This is a genomic window from Risungbinella massiliensis (assembly GCF_000942395.1).
GTDB lineage: Bacteria > Bacillota > Bacilli > Thermoactinomycetales > Thermoactinomycetaceae > Risungbinella > Risungbinella massiliensis.
This window is the reverse complement of sequence record NZ_LN812102.1, coordinates 1,851,754-1,872,585: the sequence shown is the minus strand read 5'-3', so window position 1 is coordinate 1,872,585 and position 20,832 is coordinate 1,851,754. Positions and strand designations below refer to the sequence as shown.

18 protein-coding genes are annotated in these 20,832 nt (G+C 40.3%); 13 read left to right on the top strand and 5 right to left on the bottom strand.

Features of this window, described 5'->3' with window-relative positions:
- The first annotated feature begins 10 nt into the window (after positions 1 to 10).
- The 8 genes from VJ09_RS09755 to VJ09_RS09720 all read left to right on the top strand — a co-directional run bounded on the left by VJ09_RS09755 (position 11) and on the right by VJ09_RS09720 (position 13,018).
- Complete coding sequence (locus VJ09_RS09755; protein WP_044641272.1) at positions 11 to 1,096, top strand: murein hydrolase activator EnvC family protein; 1,086 nt, start codon at positions 11 to 13, stop codon at positions 1,094 to 1,096.
- Positions 1,097 to 1,524: 428 nt separating this feature from the next.
- Positions 1,525 to 2,610 carry a murein hydrolase activator EnvC family protein gene (locus VJ09_RS09750; RefSeq protein WP_044641271.1) on the top strand — a complete coding sequence of 362 codons (1,086 nt, stop codon included), beginning with the start codon at positions 1,525 to 1,527 and terminating at the stop codon, positions 2,608 to 2,610.
- Positions 2,611 to 2,745: 135 nt separating this feature from the next.
- Positions 2,746 to 4,206 (top strand): S41 family peptidase, encoded by a 1,461-nt coding sequence (locus VJ09_RS09745; protein ID WP_044641270.1) that lies wholly within the window; start codon positions 2,746 to 2,748, stop codon positions 4,204 to 4,206.
- A 74-nt stretch (positions 4,207 to 4,280) separates the two neighbouring features.
- A complete protein-coding gene (locus VJ09_RS09740; RefSeq protein ID WP_044641269.1) occupies positions 4,281 to 5,447 on the top strand; it encodes a PDZ domain-containing protein in 1,167 nt (388 codons plus the stop codon).
- Between the two features lie 243 nt (positions 5,448 to 5,690).
- On the top strand, positions 5,691 to 7,673 hold the full coding sequence (gene uvrB / locus VJ09_RS09735; protein WP_044641268.1) for an excinuclease ABC subunit UvrB: 1,983 nt from the start codon (positions 5,691 to 5,693) through the stop codon (positions 7,671 to 7,673).
- Positions 7,674 to 7,675: 2 nt separating this feature from the next.
- Positions 7,676 to 10,543: an excinuclease ABC subunit UvrA gene (uvrA, locus tag VJ09_RS09730; RefSeq protein ID WP_044641267.1), complete on the top strand. Its 2,868-nt coding sequence runs from the start codon at positions 7,676 to 7,678 to the stop codon at positions 10,541 to 10,543.
- A 585-nt stretch (positions 10,544 to 11,128) separates the two neighbouring features.
- Positions 11,129 to 12,256 carry a permease gene (locus VJ09_RS09725; RefSeq protein ID WP_052807321.1) on the top strand — a complete coding sequence of 376 codons (1,128 nt, stop codon included), beginning with the start codon at positions 11,129 to 11,131 and terminating at the stop codon, positions 12,254 to 12,256.
- Positions 12,257 to 12,277: 21 nt separating this feature from the next.
- Complete coding sequence (locus VJ09_RS09720; RefSeq protein ID WP_044641266.1) at positions 12,278 to 13,018, top strand: TIGR03943 family putative permease subunit; 741 nt, start codon at positions 12,278 to 12,280, stop codon at positions 13,016 to 13,018.
- A gap of 72 nt (positions 13,019 to 13,090) precedes the next feature.
- Here the strand turns inward: VJ09_RS09720 and gnd are convergent, their stop codons facing one another.
- Complete coding sequence (gene gnd, locus VJ09_RS09715) at positions 13,091 to 13,987, bottom strand: phosphogluconate dehydrogenase (NAD(+)-dependent, decarboxylating) (protein WP_044641265.1); 897 nt, start codon at positions 13,985 to 13,987, stop codon at positions 13,091 to 13,093.
- Between the two features lie 143 nt (positions 13,988 to 14,130).
- Between gnd and VJ09_RS09710 the strand changes: the two genes are divergently transcribed.
- Positions 14,131 to 14,481 carry a phage holin family protein gene (locus tag VJ09_RS09710; protein WP_187118695.1) on the top strand — a complete coding sequence of 117 codons (351 nt, stop codon included), beginning with the start codon at positions 14,131 to 14,133 and terminating at the stop codon, positions 14,479 to 14,481.
- Positions 14,482 to 14,557: 76 nt separating this feature from the next.
- Complete coding sequence (gene hprK / locus VJ09_RS09705) at positions 14,558 to 15,490, top strand: HPr(Ser) kinase/phosphatase (protein ID WP_044641264.1); 933 nt, start codon at positions 14,558 to 14,560, stop codon at positions 15,488 to 15,490.
- A gap of 45 nt (positions 15,491 to 15,535) precedes the next feature.
- On the opposite strand, the gene VJ09_RS09700 is transcribed toward hprK, so the two are convergent.
- Complete coding sequence (locus VJ09_RS09700) at positions 15,536 to 15,742, bottom strand: hypothetical protein (RefSeq protein WP_044641263.1); 207 nt, start codon at positions 15,740 to 15,742, stop codon at positions 15,536 to 15,538.
- 215 nt (positions 15,743 to 15,957) lie between these two features.
- On the opposite strand from VJ09_RS09700, the gene lgt reads away from it, so the two are divergent.
- From lgt to VJ09_RS09685, 3 genes are all read left to right on the top strand, one after another.
- Positions 15,958 to 16,923, top strand: coding sequence for a prolipoprotein diacylglyceryl transferase (gene lgt, locus VJ09_RS09695; protein WP_044641262.1), 966 nt, complete (start codon positions 15,958 to 15,960; stop codon positions 16,921 to 16,923).
- 210 nt (positions 16,924 to 17,133) lie between these two features.
- A complete protein-coding gene (gene ppaX / locus VJ09_RS09690; RefSeq protein ID WP_052807320.1) occupies positions 17,134 to 17,784 on the top strand; it encodes a pyrophosphatase PpaX in 651 nt (216 codons plus the stop codon).
- On the top strand, positions 17,781 to 18,278 hold the full coding sequence (locus VJ09_RS09685) for an acyltransferase (protein ID WP_044641261.1): 498 nt from the start codon (positions 17,781 to 17,783) through the stop codon (positions 18,276 to 18,278). The genes ppaX and VJ09_RS09685 overlap by 4 nt, the downstream gene beginning before the upstream one ends.
- Here the strand turns inward: VJ09_RS09685 and VJ09_RS09680 are convergent.
- Genes VJ09_RS09680 through VJ09_RS09670 form a run of 3 tightly spaced genes read right to left on the bottom strand, consistent with a single transcriptional unit; the run spans position 18,247 to position 20,603 of the window.
- A complete protein-coding gene (locus tag VJ09_RS09680; protein ID WP_044641260.1) occupies positions 18,247 to 19,287 on the bottom strand; it encodes a HAMP domain-containing sensor histidine kinase in 1,041 nt (346 codons plus the stop codon). The two genes, VJ09_RS09685 and VJ09_RS09680, sit on opposite strands and share 32 nt — an antisense overlap.
- A gap of 4 nt (positions 19,288 to 19,291) precedes the next feature.
- A complete protein-coding gene (locus VJ09_RS09675; protein ID WP_044641259.1) occupies positions 19,292 to 20,005 on the bottom strand; it encodes a response regulator transcription factor in 714 nt (237 codons plus the stop codon).
- The gene (locus tag VJ09_RS09670) at positions 19,995 to 20,603 is read right to left on the bottom strand and encodes a DedA family protein (protein WP_044641258.1); all 609 of its coding nucleotides are present in this window, start codon (positions 20,601 to 20,603) and stop codon (positions 19,995 to 19,997) included. The genes VJ09_RS09675 and VJ09_RS09670 overlap by 11 nt, the downstream gene beginning before the upstream one ends.
- Between the last annotated feature and the right edge of the window lie 229 nt (positions 20,604 to 20,832).

Sequence of the window (20,832 nt, the reverse complement as noted above, 5' to 3'; positions counted from 1 at the left end):
TTTGTGACAGATGAAGAAAAAACAACTAGTTCATTGGACTATCATCACTTCCCTGACGCTCGCTAGCTTGCTCCCTGCCGTTGCAGTAGATGCTGCCAAAGGTTCAGATAAGATTAAAGAACTGGAAGAAATCAATGAAAAGAAGTCTTCTTTGTTGGATGAGATTGCAGCAAAAGATAAGTCATTAAAAGAATTTACCGATCAGATTAAAAAGTCGGAGGAACAAATTGAGCTAATCCAACAAGATGTAAAAAAAGAGGAAGTCAAACTAAAAGAAGCAGAAGATAAACAAGCTTTTTATCAAGGTATATACAATACGAAGATGATAACGTTCTATCAGAACAATGAGATTGGATATCTATCCAATCTCCTGCAAGCAAAAGATTTGGGTGACTTTTTCCGACGTGTCGAATTGATCCGTCTTGCTGGGCTCAAGGATTCCGAGATTTTAAGAGAGCACAAGAAGGCAACCAAAGTAGTACAAGATAATCTAAAAAGATTAGACGATCTACAAAATAAGCAACAAGAAGAAGCCACCAAAACACAAGAGGCATTCCAAAAGATTATTGATGCGAAAAAGAAAGATGAGTCAGAGCTTGGTAAACTCGATGAAATCGTAGAGGATTATGAAGATGAGATTATTGATATTAACCGTGATCTCATTAGTAGTGGACGACTATCCTTTACTTATAAAGGACCAATTGCCAAACCAATTGATGCTGCGATGAACTCCACTTTTGGTATTCGTTGGGGAAGAATGCATGAAGGAAATGACTTTGCTGCACCGGTTGGAACCCAATATCGTGCTGCTGCGGATGGTGTGGTAGTAGAGAGTCGGGTAGCGAGTGGTTATGGTTGGTTGATTACAATTTACCATGGAAAATTAAATGGCAAAGACGTTTATACCCGTTATGGACATAGTTATAAAAATCAAGTAATGGTTCGGGTTGGAGAGGAAGTAAAGAAAAATCAAGTGATCTCCAAAGTAGGGAACAATGGTCGTTCTACTGGACCGCATTTGCACTTTGAAGTTCGCTATGGAACTGGTTCTAAACCACCTGCACAAAACCCAGCTTTGTGGATTAACAAAAAATAATATGGACTAACCAACAAAGAAGAGTAGGGATTCAATCCTTACTCTTCTTTGTTGTATGAGGGCTAAGTAGCTTCTATTCTTCGAGAAAAGAAAGGAAAAAACATATCTAAGAGGAAGAGTGATAATAACTGCGGAAATGTTGGGAAAGACCTAAAATATTCACATAATAGAGAAACCCTATCATTGTTAGCAGGATCTAAAAGAAGAAGTTAAGTTAAAGCAATCGTTAAAACTGAGTTTTCCCCCGTTTGAGATGAGTATGAACATAGAAAAATAGGTAGATTCCTCAAGATAAATTTACAACGGGTCTACTATATTAAAAGATTATACACAGTTTAAATTCATAGGTTTTTCTAACTAGTAAACAGAGCATGCGATTAACAAAGGTCAAACGTATTATCTGAAGTGAATAAGGAGTGTTCACCCAAATGAAGAGTAACACTTATAAGATCGTCTTACATACAGTAGCCTTGGCTGGTCTGCTTTTGACATCTTCCTTGCAAACGAACGCTGCTAAAGGTTCGGAGCAGATTCCAGAGATCAAGGAAGCATTGGAGAAAAAACAAGGAGTGCTTGATCAGATTAATAAACTAGATAATTCGCTAAAAGAACAGACGGATAAAATCATCATAGCGGAGAAAAAAATGAAAGACTTGCAAGTGGAAGTAGATCAAACAGAGGTAGAGTTACGTGAGGCAGAAGATAGACAACGGGTCTCTCAAGAAAAGTATAATAAGTTGATGAGCAAGTATTATACTTTTGGCAAATATGGGTATATATCTCAACTACTAAGTGCAAAAGATATGAAGGAGTTCTTTCAGAATATCGATTTTATAAGGCTAATTGCGATAAAAGATGCGGACACTTTAAAAGAACATAGGAATGCAACGAAAGCAGTGAAAGAGAAGGTAGACCAAATCAAACTGCTTCAAGATAATCAGTTAAAAGAGATCGAGATTACAAATAAAGCCATAGATGAGATCAAAGCAAAGAAAGGCAATGACAAAAAAGCATTGGCAGATATCGAGAAACTGGTAAATCAGTATCAAGATGAGATTATTATTTTAAATAAGGCTTTATTTCGAAAAGGACAGCTTTCATTTCCGTTTAAAAGTACGATGAAGAAACCACTTAATGTAGTAATGATCTCAGGCTATAGAATACCGAGGCGTCCTAACCACTTAGGATTTGATTATCCGGCTCCTTACAACACTCCCTATTATTCCGTAGCAGATGGAGTGGTGGTAGAGAGTAGGAGTGCCTCTGGTTACTATTGGCTTGTTACAATCTATCATGGTGAATACAAAGGAAAATCGATTTTTAGTCGTTATGCTCATAGCCATCCAAGGCAGATTGCGGTGCGACCAGGTCAAGAAGTGAAACAAGGCGATATAGTAGGCAGGGTAAATACGTTAGGAGACTCATCAGGGCATCATCTCCATTTTGAACTTCGATCAGGTACTTTCTCCAATCAGAGTCCAATGGATCCAGGCATCTTTTTACCTCGATATTAGATACTGTTTGTGTCCAAATAAAGAGCAGAACAAAAGAAGTTCTGCTTTTTCGTTTTTCTTATATAAAACTTAGGGTAAAATTGTCCCATAGTTCATATGATGTGAGTAGACCTGAGAGAATTGGATGGTGAGAAAATGAGTTGGCGTGGGAAAAAACTAGGAATGCTCTTAGCTAGTACAGCAATTATCAGCAGTCTGGCTACTGCTGTATTAGTAGATGATAATGGTTTCTTTGCCAACTGGCTGGGGAAAACCAGTGCGGTTACCTCTTCAAGTGGTGAGGGCAATTTTGAATCATACACTGCAAAGCTAAAGAGTACATTTGATAAGATTCGTACAAGCAGTATTCATAAGGTATCGGATCAGCAGCTAATAGATGGGGCGATCAAAGGGATGGTCCAATCGTTAAATGACCCCTACTCAGAATATATGAGTTCAGAGGAAGCAAAACAGTTTTACTCGGAGCTGCAATCTTCTTTTTCCGGAATCGGTACAGAAGTAACCTTAAAAAATGGACGTGTCACAGTTGTTTCTCCAATTAAAGGGACTCCAGCAGAAAAGTCAGGTATTCGTTCTGGAGACCAAATTATCAAGGTTGATGGCCAAGCTCTTGAGGGACAAACCATTCAAGATGCGGTGAAAAAAATTCGCGGCCCTAAAGGAAGCAAAGTAACTCTAGAGATTCATCGACCTCAGAGTGGGGAGACTTTGCAGATCACGGTACAACGGGATGAAATTCCTATTCGAACGATCGAAGCCAAGATGCTACAAGATAAAATTGGATATATTGAGATCTCTCAATTCGGGGAAAAGACTTCCTCTGACTTTTTCCGAGAGTTAGAGAATCTGGAGAAACAGCAAATAAAAGGACTTGTGATCGATGTTCGAGGTAATCCAGGAGGTTATCTGCAGGCAGTAGTAGAGATTGGCGAAAAATTATTACCAAACCAAAAACCGATCTTGATGACGGAAGATCGCAGTGGGAAACGGGAAACTTACATAGCAAAAGGGGAGAAGAAACCTTATCCTATCACCATTCTGACTGACCGTGGTAGTGCTAGTGCTTCGGAGATATTAGCAGCATCTTTCCAAGAATCTGGTGGATACCAAGTAATTGGGGAGACTAGCTTTGGAAAAGGAACCGTACAACGCGGTATTGATTTCTCCGATCAAAGTAATTTGAAGTTGACCATTGCGAAGTGGCTGACTCCAAAAGGTACATGGATCGATCAACATGGTGGAACAAAAGGGGTAAAGCCAAATATTGAAGTCGCTTATCCAGAATATTACACCGTGACACCACCAGTCGGAACGAAGGTAATTCGACAAGACGAAAACTCGACCCAAGTGAAAAATCTACAAGTAATTTTAGATGCTTTAGGCTACAATCCTGGTCGCAAAGATGGCTATTTTGATGGAAGGACATTAAATGCGGTGAAATCGTTCCAGCAAATTGCAGGAATTCCAGCAACGGGAGAGGTGGATCTGGAAACGTCCAATCGATTACGTGACGCTTTTGAGAAGTTCATCCAAGACCCTAAATCAGATCCACAACTTCAAATGGCGATTCAAACTATCAAGAAAAACATGAAATAAAAGGGAAAAACAGGAAAGTCGTCGAAATACCTCTACTAACAAGTAGAGGTATTTTTTAGGAGTTGAAGCCTTTCATGATAGACAGATTGCTCCTGGTAGGAAAAGAATGGTTTTATATCTTTCAAGAGCCTTTGTGGTATCTAGCTCTAATTTTGTCACTCTTCCTATTACTGCGTGCAACGATGGAAGAATGGCATCAGTTTGGAAGACCTTTGTTCTCTCCATTTACTCGGATGTTACGAATGATATTGATTAGCTTAGTTAGCGGTTTTGTCCTTTCCCTAATTCTGAGTAGCTTTGCCTTTCATTTCGAAAAAGAAGAGGTCTTTGGAATTTGGTTATTGACGTTACTTTTGGCTACGACAAGAACTAGATTTGCGGATCTTATGTATAGTGTAGGTACTTTTGGTCTGCTGCATTTGTTAGTTGTAGAATGGTTTTCCCAAATTCCTTTACTAAAAGAGGAATATCCAACAATTCTAGCGATTTTTTCCAGTTTCACTCTTTCTGACTGGCTTTGGATTGCTGCGGGTGTTTCATTTTGTAAGTTTTTTCTCATTCGGCTGGATGGAACACATTTTGAAAAGCTGCTTATCCATACAGTAGAGGATGAACAGTCAGTTAATGGATTTTCCACTCGTGCATTATGGCCACTCGGGATTGTCTTACCCATCGGTTCAGGATGGCTCCCGATCCCAATCATAGCTAGTTATTCAACTTACAATCTGAGTAAACCCTCTAAACAAAATAAGAGACTTACTTCCACTCTCTCGCTTGGTTTTGCGCTTTTTTTCTTGTTATGTACATATTTGAGTAGCTTCTACTCCATGTTTCTTTGGATTACCACTATTCTCGCATTTTTGGGGCCAGAAGCATTTTATCAAATTCGAAAATACCAAGAGAAAAGAAGACGTCCCTTATTTGTTTCGGATGAAAAGGGCCTAAAAGTAATAGCAGTAGTTCCGAATAGCCCTGCCGACCTATTAGGAATTAAGGCAGGAGATATTATTCATCGAGTCAATGGAGAGTTGGTACAGTCTGAACAAGAACTACGATCTGCTGTCTCCAAAACGACGATTTGTAAGCTGGAGATATTGGATGAACAGCTAGATAGCCACCTGTTACAGAAAGTATTGGATGAACAAGATGAGAAAGATCTAGGGATTTTAGGAGCAGTTCCAGCTAGGAAAATTCCAAAACGATCCAGTTCCACAATAAATCCACCCTTGTCTTCTCCCTAAAGAACGGATTAACCACATCGAAAACGCCTGCTTCTATTTGTGAATGCAGGTGTTTTTCCTCTGTTAAGTGGAAAATATAGGTATATAATAGATGTGATATTTATCAGGTCCTTGGACTGGATAGCTTAATGATCAAGATGAGGAGATACAACTAATAGAGGTTTGTTTTATAGGAACTAATGTTCTATACGAAGGCTCAATTGTGTTATAATAATTTTTATTGAGAAAAGAGGTGAACAATCCATGGAACAGAAATTTCAGCTAGTCTCTTCTTATCAGCCACAAGGAGACCAACCAAAGGCGATTGAGAAACTGACATCTGGAATACGGAAAGGGAAGAAATTCCAAACGTTACTTGGTGCGACTGGTACAGGAAAGACTTTTACTATTGCTCATACCATTGCGGAAGTAAACAAACCTACATTGGTCATTGCCCATAACAAGACATTAGCTGCCCAGTTATGTGGTGAGTTAAAGGAGTTTTTCCCAAACAATGCGGTGGAATACTTTGTAAGTTATTATGATTACTACCAACCAGAAGCTTACATTCCTCAGACAGATACATTTATTGAGAAGGATTCATCCATTAACGACGAGATTGATAAATTACGTCACTCTGCTACTAGCGCTTTGTTTGAGCGACGTGATGTCATTATTGTATCTAGCGTTTCCTGTATCTATGGGCTCGGTTCACCGTCGGAATATCGGGATCTAGTTCTTTCTCTGCGTGTAGGAATGGAGAAAGACCGAAATGATATCTTGCGTAATTTGGTAGATATTCAATATGAGCGTAATGATATTAACTTTACTCGTGGTACATTCCGAGTGCGGGGAGATGTAGTAGAGATTTTTCCTATTTCTCGAAGTGAACAAGCGGTGCGAGTAGAGTTCTTTGGAGATGAAATTGAACGGATCCGAGAGATTGATGTATTGACGGGTGAGATCTTGGGCGATCGGGAACACGTTGCCATTTTCCCAGCATCTCACTATGTAACGAGTCCAGAAGTGATGGAACGTGCCCTAAAAAACATTGAAGCTGAATTAGAAGAACGTTTGACAGAATTTCGGGAGAATGGGAAGTTGCTAGAGGCACAACGTTTGGAACAACGTACCCGCTATGATATGGAAATGATGCGGGAAGTAGGATTTTGTAGTGGGATTGAGAACTACTCACGGCATTTGGTAGGTAATAAGCCAGGTGAGCCTCCCTATACATTGATCGACTTTTTCCCAGATGATTTCTTGATCGTGGTGGATGAATCCCATGTTACGATTCCCCAGATTCATGGTATGTATAATGGGGATCAGGCTCGTAAAAATGTCTTGGTTGAACATGGATTTCGTCTTCCATCAGCGAAAGATAACAGGCCACTTCAATTTCCAGAGTTTGAAAAGAAGATCAATCAGTTGGTCTTTGTTTCAGCAACCCCAGGTGTGTTTGAACAAGAACATAGTCCTGATGTTATCGAACAGATTATTCGACCTACAGGTCTATTAGACCCAGAAATTCAGGTTCGACCGATCAAAGGGCAGATTGATGACTTGATCAGTGAGATTCATAAACGGATTGAACGAGATGAACGTGTATTGGTAACCACTCTAACAAAAAAAATGTCAGAAGACCTAACAGACTACCTGAAAGAGATTGGAATCAAAGTTCGCTATCTCCACTCTGATATTAAGACAATCGAGCGAATGGAGATTTTGAGAGATTTACGTTTAGGTGAGTTTGATGTGTTGATCGGGATTAACTTGTTACGAGAAGGGCTAGATTTGCCAGAAGTTTCATTGGTGGCTATTTTGGATGCGGACAAAGAAGGCTTTTTGCGTGCAGAACGTTCGTTGATCCAGACCATTGGCCGTGCTGCTCGTAACGCAAACGGTCAAGTGATCATGTATGCGGATAAGATCACCAAGTCGATGAAGATTGCGATTGATGAAACGAATCGTCGACGAGAGATTCAGGAGCGTCATAATACAGAACATGGTATTACACCACAGACCATTCGCAAAGAAATTCGCAAAGTGATCGAAGCAACCAAAGTAGCAGAGGACAAAGAGAAATATGGTACAACTAAACCGTTACACAAGTTGAACAAAACAGAGCGTCAGAAGACAATTACGCAGATGGAGAAAGAGATGAAACAAGCTGCAAAAGACTTGCAGTTTGAACGTGCAGCGGAGTTACGGGATTTGATTTTGGAACTCAAAACAGAGGGAGCTTAAAGATGGCTCAAGAAAATATTGTAGTACGTGGTGCTAGAGTTCATAACCTAAAAAATATTGATGTTACAATTCCACGGGATCAGTTTGTCGTTGTGACAGGCTTAAGTGGTTCGGGAAAATCTTCTCTTGCTTTTGACACAATCTATGCAGAGGGACAACGCCGCTATGTGGAGTCTCTTTCTGCATATGCTAGGCAATTTCTCGGTCAGATGGATAAGCCGGATGTAGACTCGATTGATGGTCTCTCACCGGCTATTTCCATTGACCAAAAAACAACAAGTCGTAACCCTAGATCAACTGTCGGAACAGTTACCGAGATCTACGATTACTTGAGGCTTATGTTTGCGAGAATCGGTCATGCTTTTTGTCCTGAACATGGTACGGAGATCAAATCTCAGACTATCCAACAGATGGTGGATCGGGTACTAGAATTACCTGAGCGTAGTAAGCTACAGATTCTAGCACCTGTAGTGAAAGGGCGAAAAGGAGAACATGTCAAGCTTCTCCAAGAGATTGGTAGACAAGGTTTTGTGCGAGTTCGAATTGATGGCGAGATGCAAGAATTGAACGATGAAATCCAACTAGAGAAAAACAAAAAGCACACTATCGAAGTGGTAGTCGATCGAATAGTTGTAAAAGAAGGAATCGAGACACGTCTAGCTGATTCGATGGAGACTGCTTTAAAACTATCTGGTGGGGAACTTCTCGTAGATGTAATTGGAGAAGAAGAGCTCTTTTTTAGTCAAAATCTTGCCTGTCCCATTTGTGGTTACTCGATCGCGGAGCTCTCTCCCCGTATGTTCTCGTTTAATAGTCCATTTGGTGCTTGTACTACTTGTGATGGAATTGGTCATCGAATGGAGATTGATCCAGGACTGATGGTTCCAGATGAAACGCTTTCCTTAGCAAAGGGGGCCATCGAACCTTGGTCTTCTTCTACAAGTACTTATTATCCACAGCTTCTTCAGGCTGTGTGCAAGCATTTTGAGATTGATTATGATGCACCATTTGAGACTTTATCCAAAAAACAGCAAGATTTGATTCTCTATGGATCGAAGGAAAAGTTTCCGTTTCACTATACCAATGATATGGGATTTTCTCGGAATACCAACACACAATTTGAAGGGGTAGTCCACAATCTAGAACGTCGATATAAAGAGACTGCTTCTGAGATGATTCGAGAGCAAATGGAGACCTATATGAGTATCAAGCCTTGTCCTGCATGTAAAGGTGCTAGGCTCAAAAAAGAGATGCTCCATGTGCTTATCGGGGAGAAAAATATCGATCAAGTAACCAAGATGTCGATTTCGGAAGCACTTGAGTTTTGTGAGCAGATTCGCTTAACGGAAAAAGAGGAGCAGATCGCAAGACAAGTCCTCAAAGAGATTCGCGCAAGACTTGGGTTTTTGGTCAATGTGGGACTAGACTATCTCACGTTAAATCGAGCAGCTGGCACATTGTCTGGAGGAGAGGCACAACGTATTCGTCTGGCTACACAGATCGGTTCAAGCCTTATGGGAGTGCTCTATATTTTGGATGAGCCAAGTATTGGTCTCCATCAGCGAGATAATACAAGATTAATTCAAACGTTAGAGAAGATGAGAGATCTAGGAAATACCTTGATTGTAGTAGAGCATGATGAAGATACTATGATGGCAGCGGATTACATCTTAGACATCGGTCCTGGTGCAGGTGCACATGGAGGACAAGTGATTGCAGCGGGGACTCCTCAGGAAGTGATGGAGAATCCGAATTCATTGACTGGACAGTATCTATCTGGCAAGAAATTTATCCCTCTACCAACGGAGAGAAAAGAACCGAATGGCAAATGGTTGGAGATTATCAAAGCAAGTGAGAATAATCTCCGAAATGTATCGGTGCGCATTCCCCTTGGTATCTTTACGGTCGTTTCCGGTGTTTCAGGATCAGGGAAAAGTACACTAGTCAATGAGATTCTACTCAAATCTCTGTCACGTCAATTACATCGCTCCAAAGTATTGCCAGGGAAACATAAAGAGATTAAAGGTTTGGATCATCTTGATAAGGTAATCAATATTGATCAGTCCCCCATTGGCCGGACACCAAGAAGTAATCCAGCGACTTATACTGGTGTTTTTGATGATATACGAGATGTCTTTGCCAAAACACAGGAAGCGAAAGTAAGAGGTTATCAAAAAGGTCGCTTTAGTTTTAACGTAAAGGGCGGTCGTTGTGAAGCGTGTCGTGGTGATGGGATCATCAAGATCGAGATGCACTTCTTGCCAGATGTCTATGTCCCTTGCGAACAATGTAAAGGAAAACGCTACAATCGGGAAACATTGGAGATTCGCTATAAAGGGAAAAATGTAGCGGATGTTCTAGACATGACGATTGAAGAAGGGCTAGAGTTTTTCTCCAATATTCCCAAAATCAAACGTAAGATACAAACACTCTATGATGTCGGGTTGAGCTATATGAAACTAGGTCAACCAGCTACCACATTATCCGGTGGGGAAGCACAACGAGTAAAATTAGCATCTGAATTACACAAACGTAGTACAGGACGTACTTTGTATATCCTAGATGAGCCTACAACTGGACTTCACATCGATGATATCGCTCGTCTGTTAAAAGTCCTACATCGCTTGGTCGAAAACGGGGATTCCGTAATCGTCATTGAACATAATCTGGACGTGATGAAAACTGCCGATTATATGATTGATTTAGGTCCTGAAGGTGGTAAAGGTGGCGGTTTGATTGTGGCTACTGGTACCCCAGAAGAGATAATGGAAGTAGAAGGCTCTTATACAGGGCAATACCTAAGGCCATTAATTGAACGAGATCGCAAACGGATGGAAGCGTCTGTAACCAAAGAGGAATTGCTTGTATAGGTGAGGTTATGTTCTGAAAAAGTAATGCACCATGTAAGTTTGTATGTTTCATTTCAAGAGCTAGAAACTAGAAATAGCTTTGTTGGATTTAAAAAGCTAATGGTAACTAAATAACAACTTAGGTTGGAGAAAACTAATTTATCTAAAACCCACTTTTTCTTATAGAGAAGTGGGTTTTTGTTATGTTTTTTTGAACACGCATATTAGATGAGAGAGTACTTTGTATTCCGTGTTAAGATGTATTTGTATACAAGATTATTTGATAGGAATGAACCTAAGATTAAAATAGGAATCATTATGATTAGTGTAACAAGAGATTATGTTACATACAAACGTAAGAGAAATTCTCTTTTTTAACCTGTGACTAAAAAGATCTGGTTGAAAGGGAACGAACAGAATCATGATTCTACCAGTGAAAATTAAGAACCATCTCTTCTCTACCAATCTACAAATAATTGGTATTTTATCCGGTCTATATTGATAGAATAGAGCAAACGAACTTTTCATACTCATTGGAAAATCCTCTTTATAGGAGAGTTCAAATAGGAATACTGCGTTTATAGCGTCTAGAAAGGGGTGCTGTCTGTGATTCGCTTTGTACGAAACAACTATTTTGAGATTGCGCTTTTGCTTGTAATGGGCCTGTTGATTTATGGTCTCACAACTGGTCTTTCCTCGATCGGGGCACTGATTGAATGGACCCGTGATTTATCCATTAGTAGTAGTGACCAAGTTCGGACAATGACAACTATTTTTATGAGTATCTTTATTGAGGGTCTTCCTTTTATTTTGCTAGGGGTACTCGTCTCAAGTTTGATTCATGTATTTGTGAGTGAGGATTTCATTTATCGAGTGATCCCTCGTAATCCAGTCCTGTCTATTCCGATGTCAGTAGGTTTGGGGCTTTTTCTTCCAATCTGTGAATGTGGGATTGTTCCGATTTGCAAACGGTTAATGCAGAAAGGAATGCCACCTTCTGTTGCAATTACTTTTTTGTTATCTGCACCGGTAGTGAATCCCATTACTATTTTCTCCACCTATGTCGCATTTGGGAACCAGTGGAGTATTGCTCTACAAAGGGTAGGATTAGCTGCTTTGATTGCAGTGATTATTGGATGTCTTTTTCATCTATTTTTTCATCGCAGAAAGCTAAGCTGGATTTTGCAAACAGAACACGAAGCAATTAAGCAAATGGAAGGAAAAACGACAGCAGAACAAAATTTATCTACTAGCTCGAATGAAGTTTGCTGTAGCCACCATTCGGATGCTTCACATGGTGATTGTTGTAATCACTCTCATTCACATGATGAAAGAATATCAGAGAAAGTGAATCATACCCTTTTCCATACTATCTTTGAGTTTTTTAACACGGCAAAGTACTTTGTACTGGGAGCAATGATCGCTGCCTTCTTCCAAGTGTTTATTGGCGTCGCAGCATTAAAGGAAGTGAACAATAACGAGTTTGTCTCTATTCTTTTTGTTATTGCGTTAGCATTTTTGTTATCGATCTGTTCCTCTTCCGATGCCTTTATTGCAGCATCGTTACGAACAGTTTTGCCTAACTCCTCTTTATTTGCGTTTCTTGTCTATGGTCCGATGATGGATCTGAAAAACTTCCTCATGATGACAGGTAACTTCCGAGCGAGCATAGTCAATTTTCTGTTTGCGGCTACCACGCTTTTGACTATTGTAATTATGCTACTTATTTATTAAAAAGGTAATGGGGGGTATATCATGAAATCTTGGCTTCGTACCTTTATCTGTTTTGGATTAGCGTTTTTCATGCTCGAGCTACTGATGACTGGTGAGATTTCCCTTTATATCAGTCCAAGGCTAAACTGGCTGGTAGCAGTAGGTATTGTTTTATTAGTCGTATTGGGTGTCGTACAACTTTGGAATCTGAAAAAACAAGATATGCATCGTATTGGAGCTTGGGGATATGTAATGGCAATTATCCCGATGCTACTGCTGTTATTTGTAGCTCCCAAAACGTTAGATGCTAGTTCCGTACAGAAAAAAGGAATGAATATCGCTTCCATGCAACAACCTGTCGAAATTGCAAAAGATCAGGGGGATCCATATCTTCCGATTGCGGAGAAATTAGCGAAAGAGCCCGTTATCACGTTTACAGAAAAAGATTATGTAGAGATTATCAATACGATTAATATGTATCCCGATCGCCTAAAAGGAAAAAAGGTGAAAATGCACGGTTTTGTTTATCGGGATGAGTCTCTCAAGCCGGATGAATTTGTTCTTGGGCGTTTTATGGTTTCGTGTTGTACGGCAGATGGAGTTGTGACGGGTTTTTTAATTCAGACAGATCAAGCAGGTACATTCCGAAATGATCAGTGGATTGAGATAGATGGAAGTGTCGAAACTGAAGTAGTAGATGGAATACCATATCCAATCATCAAACTAAACAACTTTAAGCAGATTGAACCAATGAAAGACCCTTATGTGTATGTTAATTACTAATTTTTGCTAAAAATAAAAACAGAAGCTCTCTTGGATTCTGTTGTCCAATAAGAGCTTCTTTTGTGTGCGCTTTTACGATTTGATTACTTCGTGTCCTCCGAACTCATTACGCAGTGCTGCAACTACTTTTCCATGGAAAGTATCGGTTTCTTGGGAAGCATAGCGCATAAAGAGAGACATTGCGATAATAGGAGCAGTGGCTTTTAAATCTAGGGCTGCTTCGACTGTCCATTGTCCTTCTCCCGAAGCATTCATGATCCCACGAATTCCTTCTAACTTCGGATCTTTCGAGAACGCATTTTGAGTTAAATCCATCAGCCAGCTACGGATTACGGAGCCGTTTGCCCAGACTCGAGCGACCTGTTCAAAATCATAGTCAAAAGGACTCTTGTCTAATACTTCAAAGCCCTCTCCAATCGCTTGCATCATACCATATTCGATTCCATTGTGAACCATTTTGAGGAAATGCCCACTGCCAGTTGGTCCAGCATATAGATAACCATTTTCTACAGAAAGATCGCGGATCATTTCTTCTACACGCGCAAATGATTCTTTATCTGCACCAATCATAAAGCAGCCACCATGACGTGCTCCTTCAGTACCACCAGAAGTTCCAACATCCATATAGGATATTCCGTGTTCGGCTAGTTCCGTCTGACGGCGAAGGGTATCTTTATAATGAGAATTTCCGCCATCAATGAGTAGATCACCTTTTTCTAAATGTGGAACGATGTCGAGGATTACATTATCCACAATTTTTCCAGCAGGCACCATCATCCAAATGGTGCGAGGAGCTTCAAGTTGGCTAACTACTTCCTGAATAGTGTAAGCTGGGGTTGCACCTTTTTTCTCTAAATCTTGGACAGGTTCTGGATGTACATCATATGTAACCACTTGATGCTGGTGGTCTAAAAGATTGAGTGCCAAATTATAGCCCATTTTTCCAAGTCCGATCATGCCTAATTTCAACGTGGTCACCTCACCTTTAGTCTTTAGCGTGTCGCTCTTTTGTAAAAGAATGCACGTTATTACGTGATTCATTTAGGAAAAAGATATAATACAGATAGTATGAATCTTTTTTTGTACATCAATCAAAATAAGGAGTGGATTACTTGTTTATTTTACGCCCAATAATCCGGATCTTAGTTACCGCGATAACTGTACTTATCATCTCTCATTATATTCCAGGAATCCAAGTAGAAAACTTTACAGGCGCTATCCTGTTTGCAGTCGTTTTCGGAGTAATTAACATCGTAATCAAACCTATTGTCAAGTTTTTCGCCTTACCTATTAGACTTTTAACGCTAGGCCTCTTTACATTTGTAATCAATGCACTATTGTTCATGCTAACAAGCTACTTTATTGATGCAGTAGAAGTTGATGGCTTTCTACCAGCTCTATACGCCTCGCTCATTGTATCAATTGTCACCGTGGTTTTAAATTCTTTTCTTAAAAATAAGTAGAATAAAATACTGATGGAGGATGAGGGGAGGGTTTGATTCCCCTCCTTTATATGTCCTCGTACAAGGAGGTTTTTTCGTGGCAAGAAAAGTAACAGTACATGATATCCAGAAAAAATTTAAACTCGAGTTGATTTGTGGCGAAGAATATCTCTCCCATATCATTCACGTTAGCGACTTATATCGACCTGGGTTAGAGCTTGCCGGTTTTTTTACATACCATCCGACTGAACGCCTTCAACTGCTAGGCAGGTCGGAGCTGATGTTTATTAAGAACCTACCAGACGAAGAACGGACTGACCGTCTCGAGAAATTTTGTCATCCAGATATACCTTGTATTTGTATCACCCGAGACTTACCTGTACCAGATGAGCTAATTGCAGCAGCCAAGAAAAATGGAATACCCGTATTGCGTACGGATATGAAAACAACATCGTTTACCAGTAAGTTGACCAATTTCTTAGAAGACTGTTTCGCTCCTACGACCACTATTCATGGTGTTTTAGTAGATGTTTATGGGATGGGTGTAGTCCTGATGGGAGATAGCGGAATTGGAAAAAGTGAAACTGCACTTGAATTGGTGAAAAGAGGGCATCGATTGGTTGCAGATGATGCAGTAGAAATCACACTTACAGAAGGCAATCACTTATCAGGCACTTCCCCAGATTTAATCCGCTATTTGTTGGAGATTCGGGGTTTGGGGATTATTAATGTGATGACGTTATTTGGAGCAGGAGCAGTTCGAAACCAGAAGCGTATTTCTTTTGTAATTCGCTTGGAAAACTGGCAACCAGACCGTCAGTACGATCGGTTAGGCTTGGACGAAGAGAAAATTCGTATATTAGAACAGGAATTGCCACAGATTACGGTACCTGTTCGTCCAGGACGAAACCTAGCGATTATCATTGAAGTAGCGGCGATGAATATGAGAATGAAGCAACTAGGTCATAACGCAGCTGAGCAGTTTGTTAAAAAGTTGGGAGATACCATCGAATCGGAGGATCTAGAATAAAAGGCACGATAAGAAAACCACCTCGTTAAAATCATAGAGGTGGTTTTATCGTAACATCATTACATTTCGCCCGGCCCGACAAATCTTTGGTTTGATCCAACTAGGATAAAAAACATATTGGATAAGGTCACGGTTTAAACAGCCTTGCGTCTTACAGAATCCATAACGATCTTGAACAGTCACTGTATTTTTTTGTCCACATTCCATGCACTCATAAAGAGTCGTTTTTGTTTGGGTTTGGAGTTCAACCATGAGAATATCCTCACTGTCCTTCCTGATGTAGTGATAAAAACGTAATTTTTGATGAATTATATCAGAATTTTTCATTAATTACTAGTAGACTTGCCATTCTTTTTGGCTATCGGAAAAGTAGGAAACTGTTTTGTTCTGTTTTTCATCTAGTAGAAAGTAAGCTACAATAGGTTCAAACAGTCAGAGATTTAGCTGGTAGTAAAGGAGTAGCAAAGATGATCGATAAAGTCGCTTTTTCAATAGGACCTCTTCATATTCACTGGTATGGAATTATTATGGGAACAGCTGCCTTACTTGGAGTCTATTTAGCAACCCGTGAAGCAAAACGTCGGGGACTTAATCCGGATCTTGTACTAGATTTGGTATTGTGGATTTTACCTGCTGCCATCGTAGGAGCACGAATCTATTTTGTTATATTTCAATGGGACTATTACTCGATGCATCCAGCAGAGATCCCAGCTGTGTGGCTTGGGGGTCTTGCAATTCATGGAGGTTTAATTGGTGCATTCATAGCAGCCTACTTTTTTATCCGGAAACACAAACTACCGTTCCTTGCGCTTGCTGATCTAATTATTCCAAGTGTCTTGCTGGGGCAAGCGATTGGAAGATGGGGTAACTTTATTAATCAAGAAGCACATGGTGGACCTGTATCGAGGGCGACTTTAGAGGGTCTACATATTCCGAACTGGATTTTAGATAATATGAATATTGCGGGTGTAACGTACCATCCTACCTTTTTATATGAATCTCTTTGGAATTTGGCAGGGTTTTTGATATTGGTTGGGATGAGATATTGGAACCCAAGACGGGGAGAAATTTTGTTCACCTACCTCATCTGGTATTCATTGGGACGTTTCTATATTGAAGGACTCAGAACCGATAGCCTTGCGTTTGATGGGTCAAACTGGCTCGTCTCCCTCATGGATGTTATCTGGTCGCCAATGAGCCTCTTATTTGAGCCGGGTTCAATGTCTTATGGAAATGTACGAATTGCCCAGTTGATGAGCCTTTTATTGGTTTTATTGGGAATTTTGTTGATCTTGATTCGTCGAGGAAAAGGGCTTGCCACGGAGTCTTATCAAGATTTTCCTACTGTACAATATCCGATCAACAAGCAAGGATCTGTGAAGGATCAACCAAAGAAAAGCGGGAAGAAGAAAGAGAAAAAGAAACGAAAATAAAAGCAAGGAAGCTGAGTAGGATAGAACATTATCGCTCAGCTTTTTTAAAATCTAATCCAAAATGATAACGGAAAAAATCTTGATCTAGGGAGCGATGGCTGATTGCAATGTTTCATCGTTCCTAGTCGTATATCAAAAGGGCATGTTTTAAACTTGCAGAAATGATGGCATAAACTCTATTTAGTATAGATTAATTTGGAGGGTTCGATCGTGAAACGTTACCAAGCGGTTTTATTTGATTTAGATGGAACTTTGATTGATACAAATGAACTGATTGTCTCGTCATTTTTACATACTTTGGATCAACATACTCCTAGAAAGTATTCACGTGAAGATGTACTCGCGATCATGGGTAAACCTTTGTTAGAACAGATGCAAATCTTTGATACCAAACAAGCCGAAGAGATGGTGCGAACCTATCAAACTTATAATGTTGAAAAACACGACGAATTAGTAAGAGACTTTCCACGGGTACGAGAAGTGCTCCATGATCTCTATCAAGAAGGGGTTATACTTGCTGTTGTGAGTAATAAGCGACGGAAAGTAGTAGAGATGGGGCTAAAACTTTATGGATTGGATCAATGGATGAGTAGTATCGTTTGTGCAGGAGAGGGGATTCCTGCCAAACCAAAGCCAGATATGTTGCAGTTGGCATTGAAGGAGCTGGATATTCATGCTTCAGAAGCCCTGATGGTAGGAGATACCAAATATGATATGATTGCTGGAAAATTGGCTGGAGTGGATCAAGTGGCAGTGGGATGGAGTTTGCATCCAGAGGAACTGCGTAAGGAATCTCCAAGTTATTGGATAGAAGATATGTTGGAGTTACGGAACGTGGTTTTAGGGGAAGCAGGCCAATGAGACGGACAGAACGCTATCAAGTAAATGGTAGTAATTCTCTATGGCAACTTTACCAAACAGTATCCTTTTGGAAAGTACTTCGAAATGTATTGGTTGCTTGGATTGCGCGATATGTTCCTGTCTTCTCTTGGAAAAATGCTCTTTATCGTCAATTTTTGGGAATGGAAATCGGAGAGAAGACTGCATTTGCTTTTTATGTAATGGTAGATTTGTTATTTCCCGAGAAGATTCGAGTAGGAAAGAACAGTATTATTGGCTACAACACGACGATTTTGACGCATGAATATCTAATAGATGAATATCGAGTAGGGGAGGTTGTGATAGGAGACGAGGTAATGATCGGAGCCAATACAACGATCCTACCGGGTATTCGGATTGGAGATCGTGCCGTGATAGGTGCGGGCTCTGTGGTAACCAAGGATGTACCAGCTGGAGCATTTGTAGCTGGTAATCCTATTCAGGTCATCCAACAGAGGGAGACGTCCCAGATGTAACAGAAGGGAAAGAGATGGTGAAAAGGATGTCTCCACTTTCTACCTTTGCGGATATTTTACCTTGGTGGAGGTCGGTAATACTTTTTACAATGGCGAGCCCAATTCCCGACCCTTTACTGGAGCGAGAAGTGTCCAAACGATAGAATCGTTCAAATAACTGTGTGGCTTGTTCTGGCGTTACTTTTTTTGCTGGGTTTCGAAATGAGATCAAGACGTGCTCTGTTTCTTGCCAAACTCGAATGGTAACTTTTTTGGGGGAATCACTATAGCGAACAGCGTTTTGTATGAGGTTTTCCAATAAACGAACAATCATGGATGGATCTGCCATCATATAGCAAGGTGTAGGGTGGTAGTGTTCTATTAGTTGGCAGTTTTCCTCTACAAGTATTGGATAAGATTCATCTACTAATTGTGCTATAAAATGATTCATCTCCATCAATTCATGTTGCAGTACAACATCATGATGTGTGTATTTGGTAAATTCAAACAGATTTTCGATTAACTCTTGGAGATGTTTAGATTTTTGGTAAACGACTGCAAGATGTTTTTTGTTTTCTTCCGATAGCTCTGTTGCTTGTTCTTGTAATAGATGTAAATAGCCGATGATCGAGGTGAGAGGGGTCCGCAGATCGTGCGAGATGTTGGTGATGAGATCATTCTTCATCTGCTCGTTCTGTCGCTCTGCCTCGATCTTTTGTTGTAATTGAGCCGCCATGATATTGATTTGCTCGGCTAACTGTCCTACTTCATCTAGACTATTTGCCTGAACACGAAAAGTAAGGTCCCCTTTGGCGATCTGTTTCGCTGCCTTGGTCATTTCGCGAAGTTGTCTTGTTTTGGCCTGGACAAGAGAAAAGAGTACCCCTAAAAAGATTATGAGAATGATGAAGCTACTACCAGGGTGGTGAGCAGAGTTAATAAAGTAGAGACCTAGTATAAAAAGAAAGAATAGTTGAATCTGGAGACTACTACGAATAATCCGCTCCATATATTCAAACCAGCGAATCATATGTTCAGCTCCTTTTAGGGGGGGTGATTCCTAGCTTATATCCAACACCCCATACTGTTTGGATATAGATTGGTTTTTTAGGATCAGGTTCGATTTTTTCGCGCAGTTTTCGTATGTGAACCATTACAGTGTTATAAGAAGGTATAAAGTCCTCTTTCCAAACTTTTTCATAGATTTTTTCTAAGCTATAAACTTTTCCGGGGTTTTCTGCTAATAAAGTCAAAATGGCAAACTCTTTAGGAGACAGATCGATTTTCTGTTGCCCTCTATACACTTCATGTTGATCGAGATAAACAGTTAATTCGCCGAGTACCAACTCGGAGAGATTCCCTGGTTTGGTGCCATATGTTTGATAACGGCGAAGCTGGGATTTTATCCTAGCTACTAGCTCTAAAGGATGAAAGGGCTTCGTAATATAATCATCTGCTCCAATTGACAGTCCTTGGATTTTGTGGATTTCTTCTGTTTTAGCAGTTAGCATAATGATTGGCATGGTATGGGTTTGCCGGATTTCTTGACAGGTGGTAATCCCATCTTTGAGAGGCATCATCAAATCTAATACCACTAGATCAATCTCCTCTTTTTGCACCCATTCCAACGCTTCTACCCCATTGGATGCTTCTAAGAGCCGATACCCTTCATTTTGTAGATAGATTGCGACTAACTGTCGAATCTCGACCTCGTCATCAACCAATAATATAGTGGTGTTATTTGTCAAGTTCCCGTTCTCCTTTCACTGACCTTCTAAAGCGATACTTCATTGCTAGGAAAGTCAGCACGATTGCCACTACGCCAAGTCCAATTTCGGTACCATAAGAAGCGATCCACTGAGTCCAGCGTTCGCTCTGCTCTCCCAAAAAATAACCAAGCCCAAAGAAGAGCAAAGTCCAAATGAAACCGGCCGTATAAGAAAAGGCGGCATAGGTGCGAAATGGCATATTGCCCGCCCCGACTAGATAAGGAACAAGATGTCGCACGACAGGAAAAAGATAACTGATTGACAAACCCCAAGTTCCATAGCGGTCTACGAGAGTTTGCGCTTTTGTCAAATAGCCTTCTTTTCCCTTTTGGATTCGCTCGGAATACCGTTGAAGAAATCTCCCTAATACATAACCAATGGAGAGACCAGAGACTACACCTAAATAAGTGAAAATGAAAGAGGGAATGGGATGGAGAATCCCTAAACCAGCAATGGCTCCACCACTTAGTACAATCCCTTCATCTGGAATCGGAAGCCCCACAATTCCTAGCCATAATAGAAAAAAGAGTGCAAAGTAACCATACTCACCTACCCACTGTTGCAAAAGGTCTAGCATATTGTTGCCTGTCTCCTTTCGATTGTCGACAAACACAGATTTGTGCTAGGAATGTTAAGAAGACCCAACTTTTTTAACATCATGAATGTGTTCTCATCTGGTTACTACCAATCATAGGAAAAGAAATCAAAAATGGGTAGGCAAGAAAAAGCGGATAGGTCTTCTTTTCTCCTTAGGGAATGTAATCCTATTGTAAGGAGAAAATCAAAAGCTTTTCTGATAGGGAACT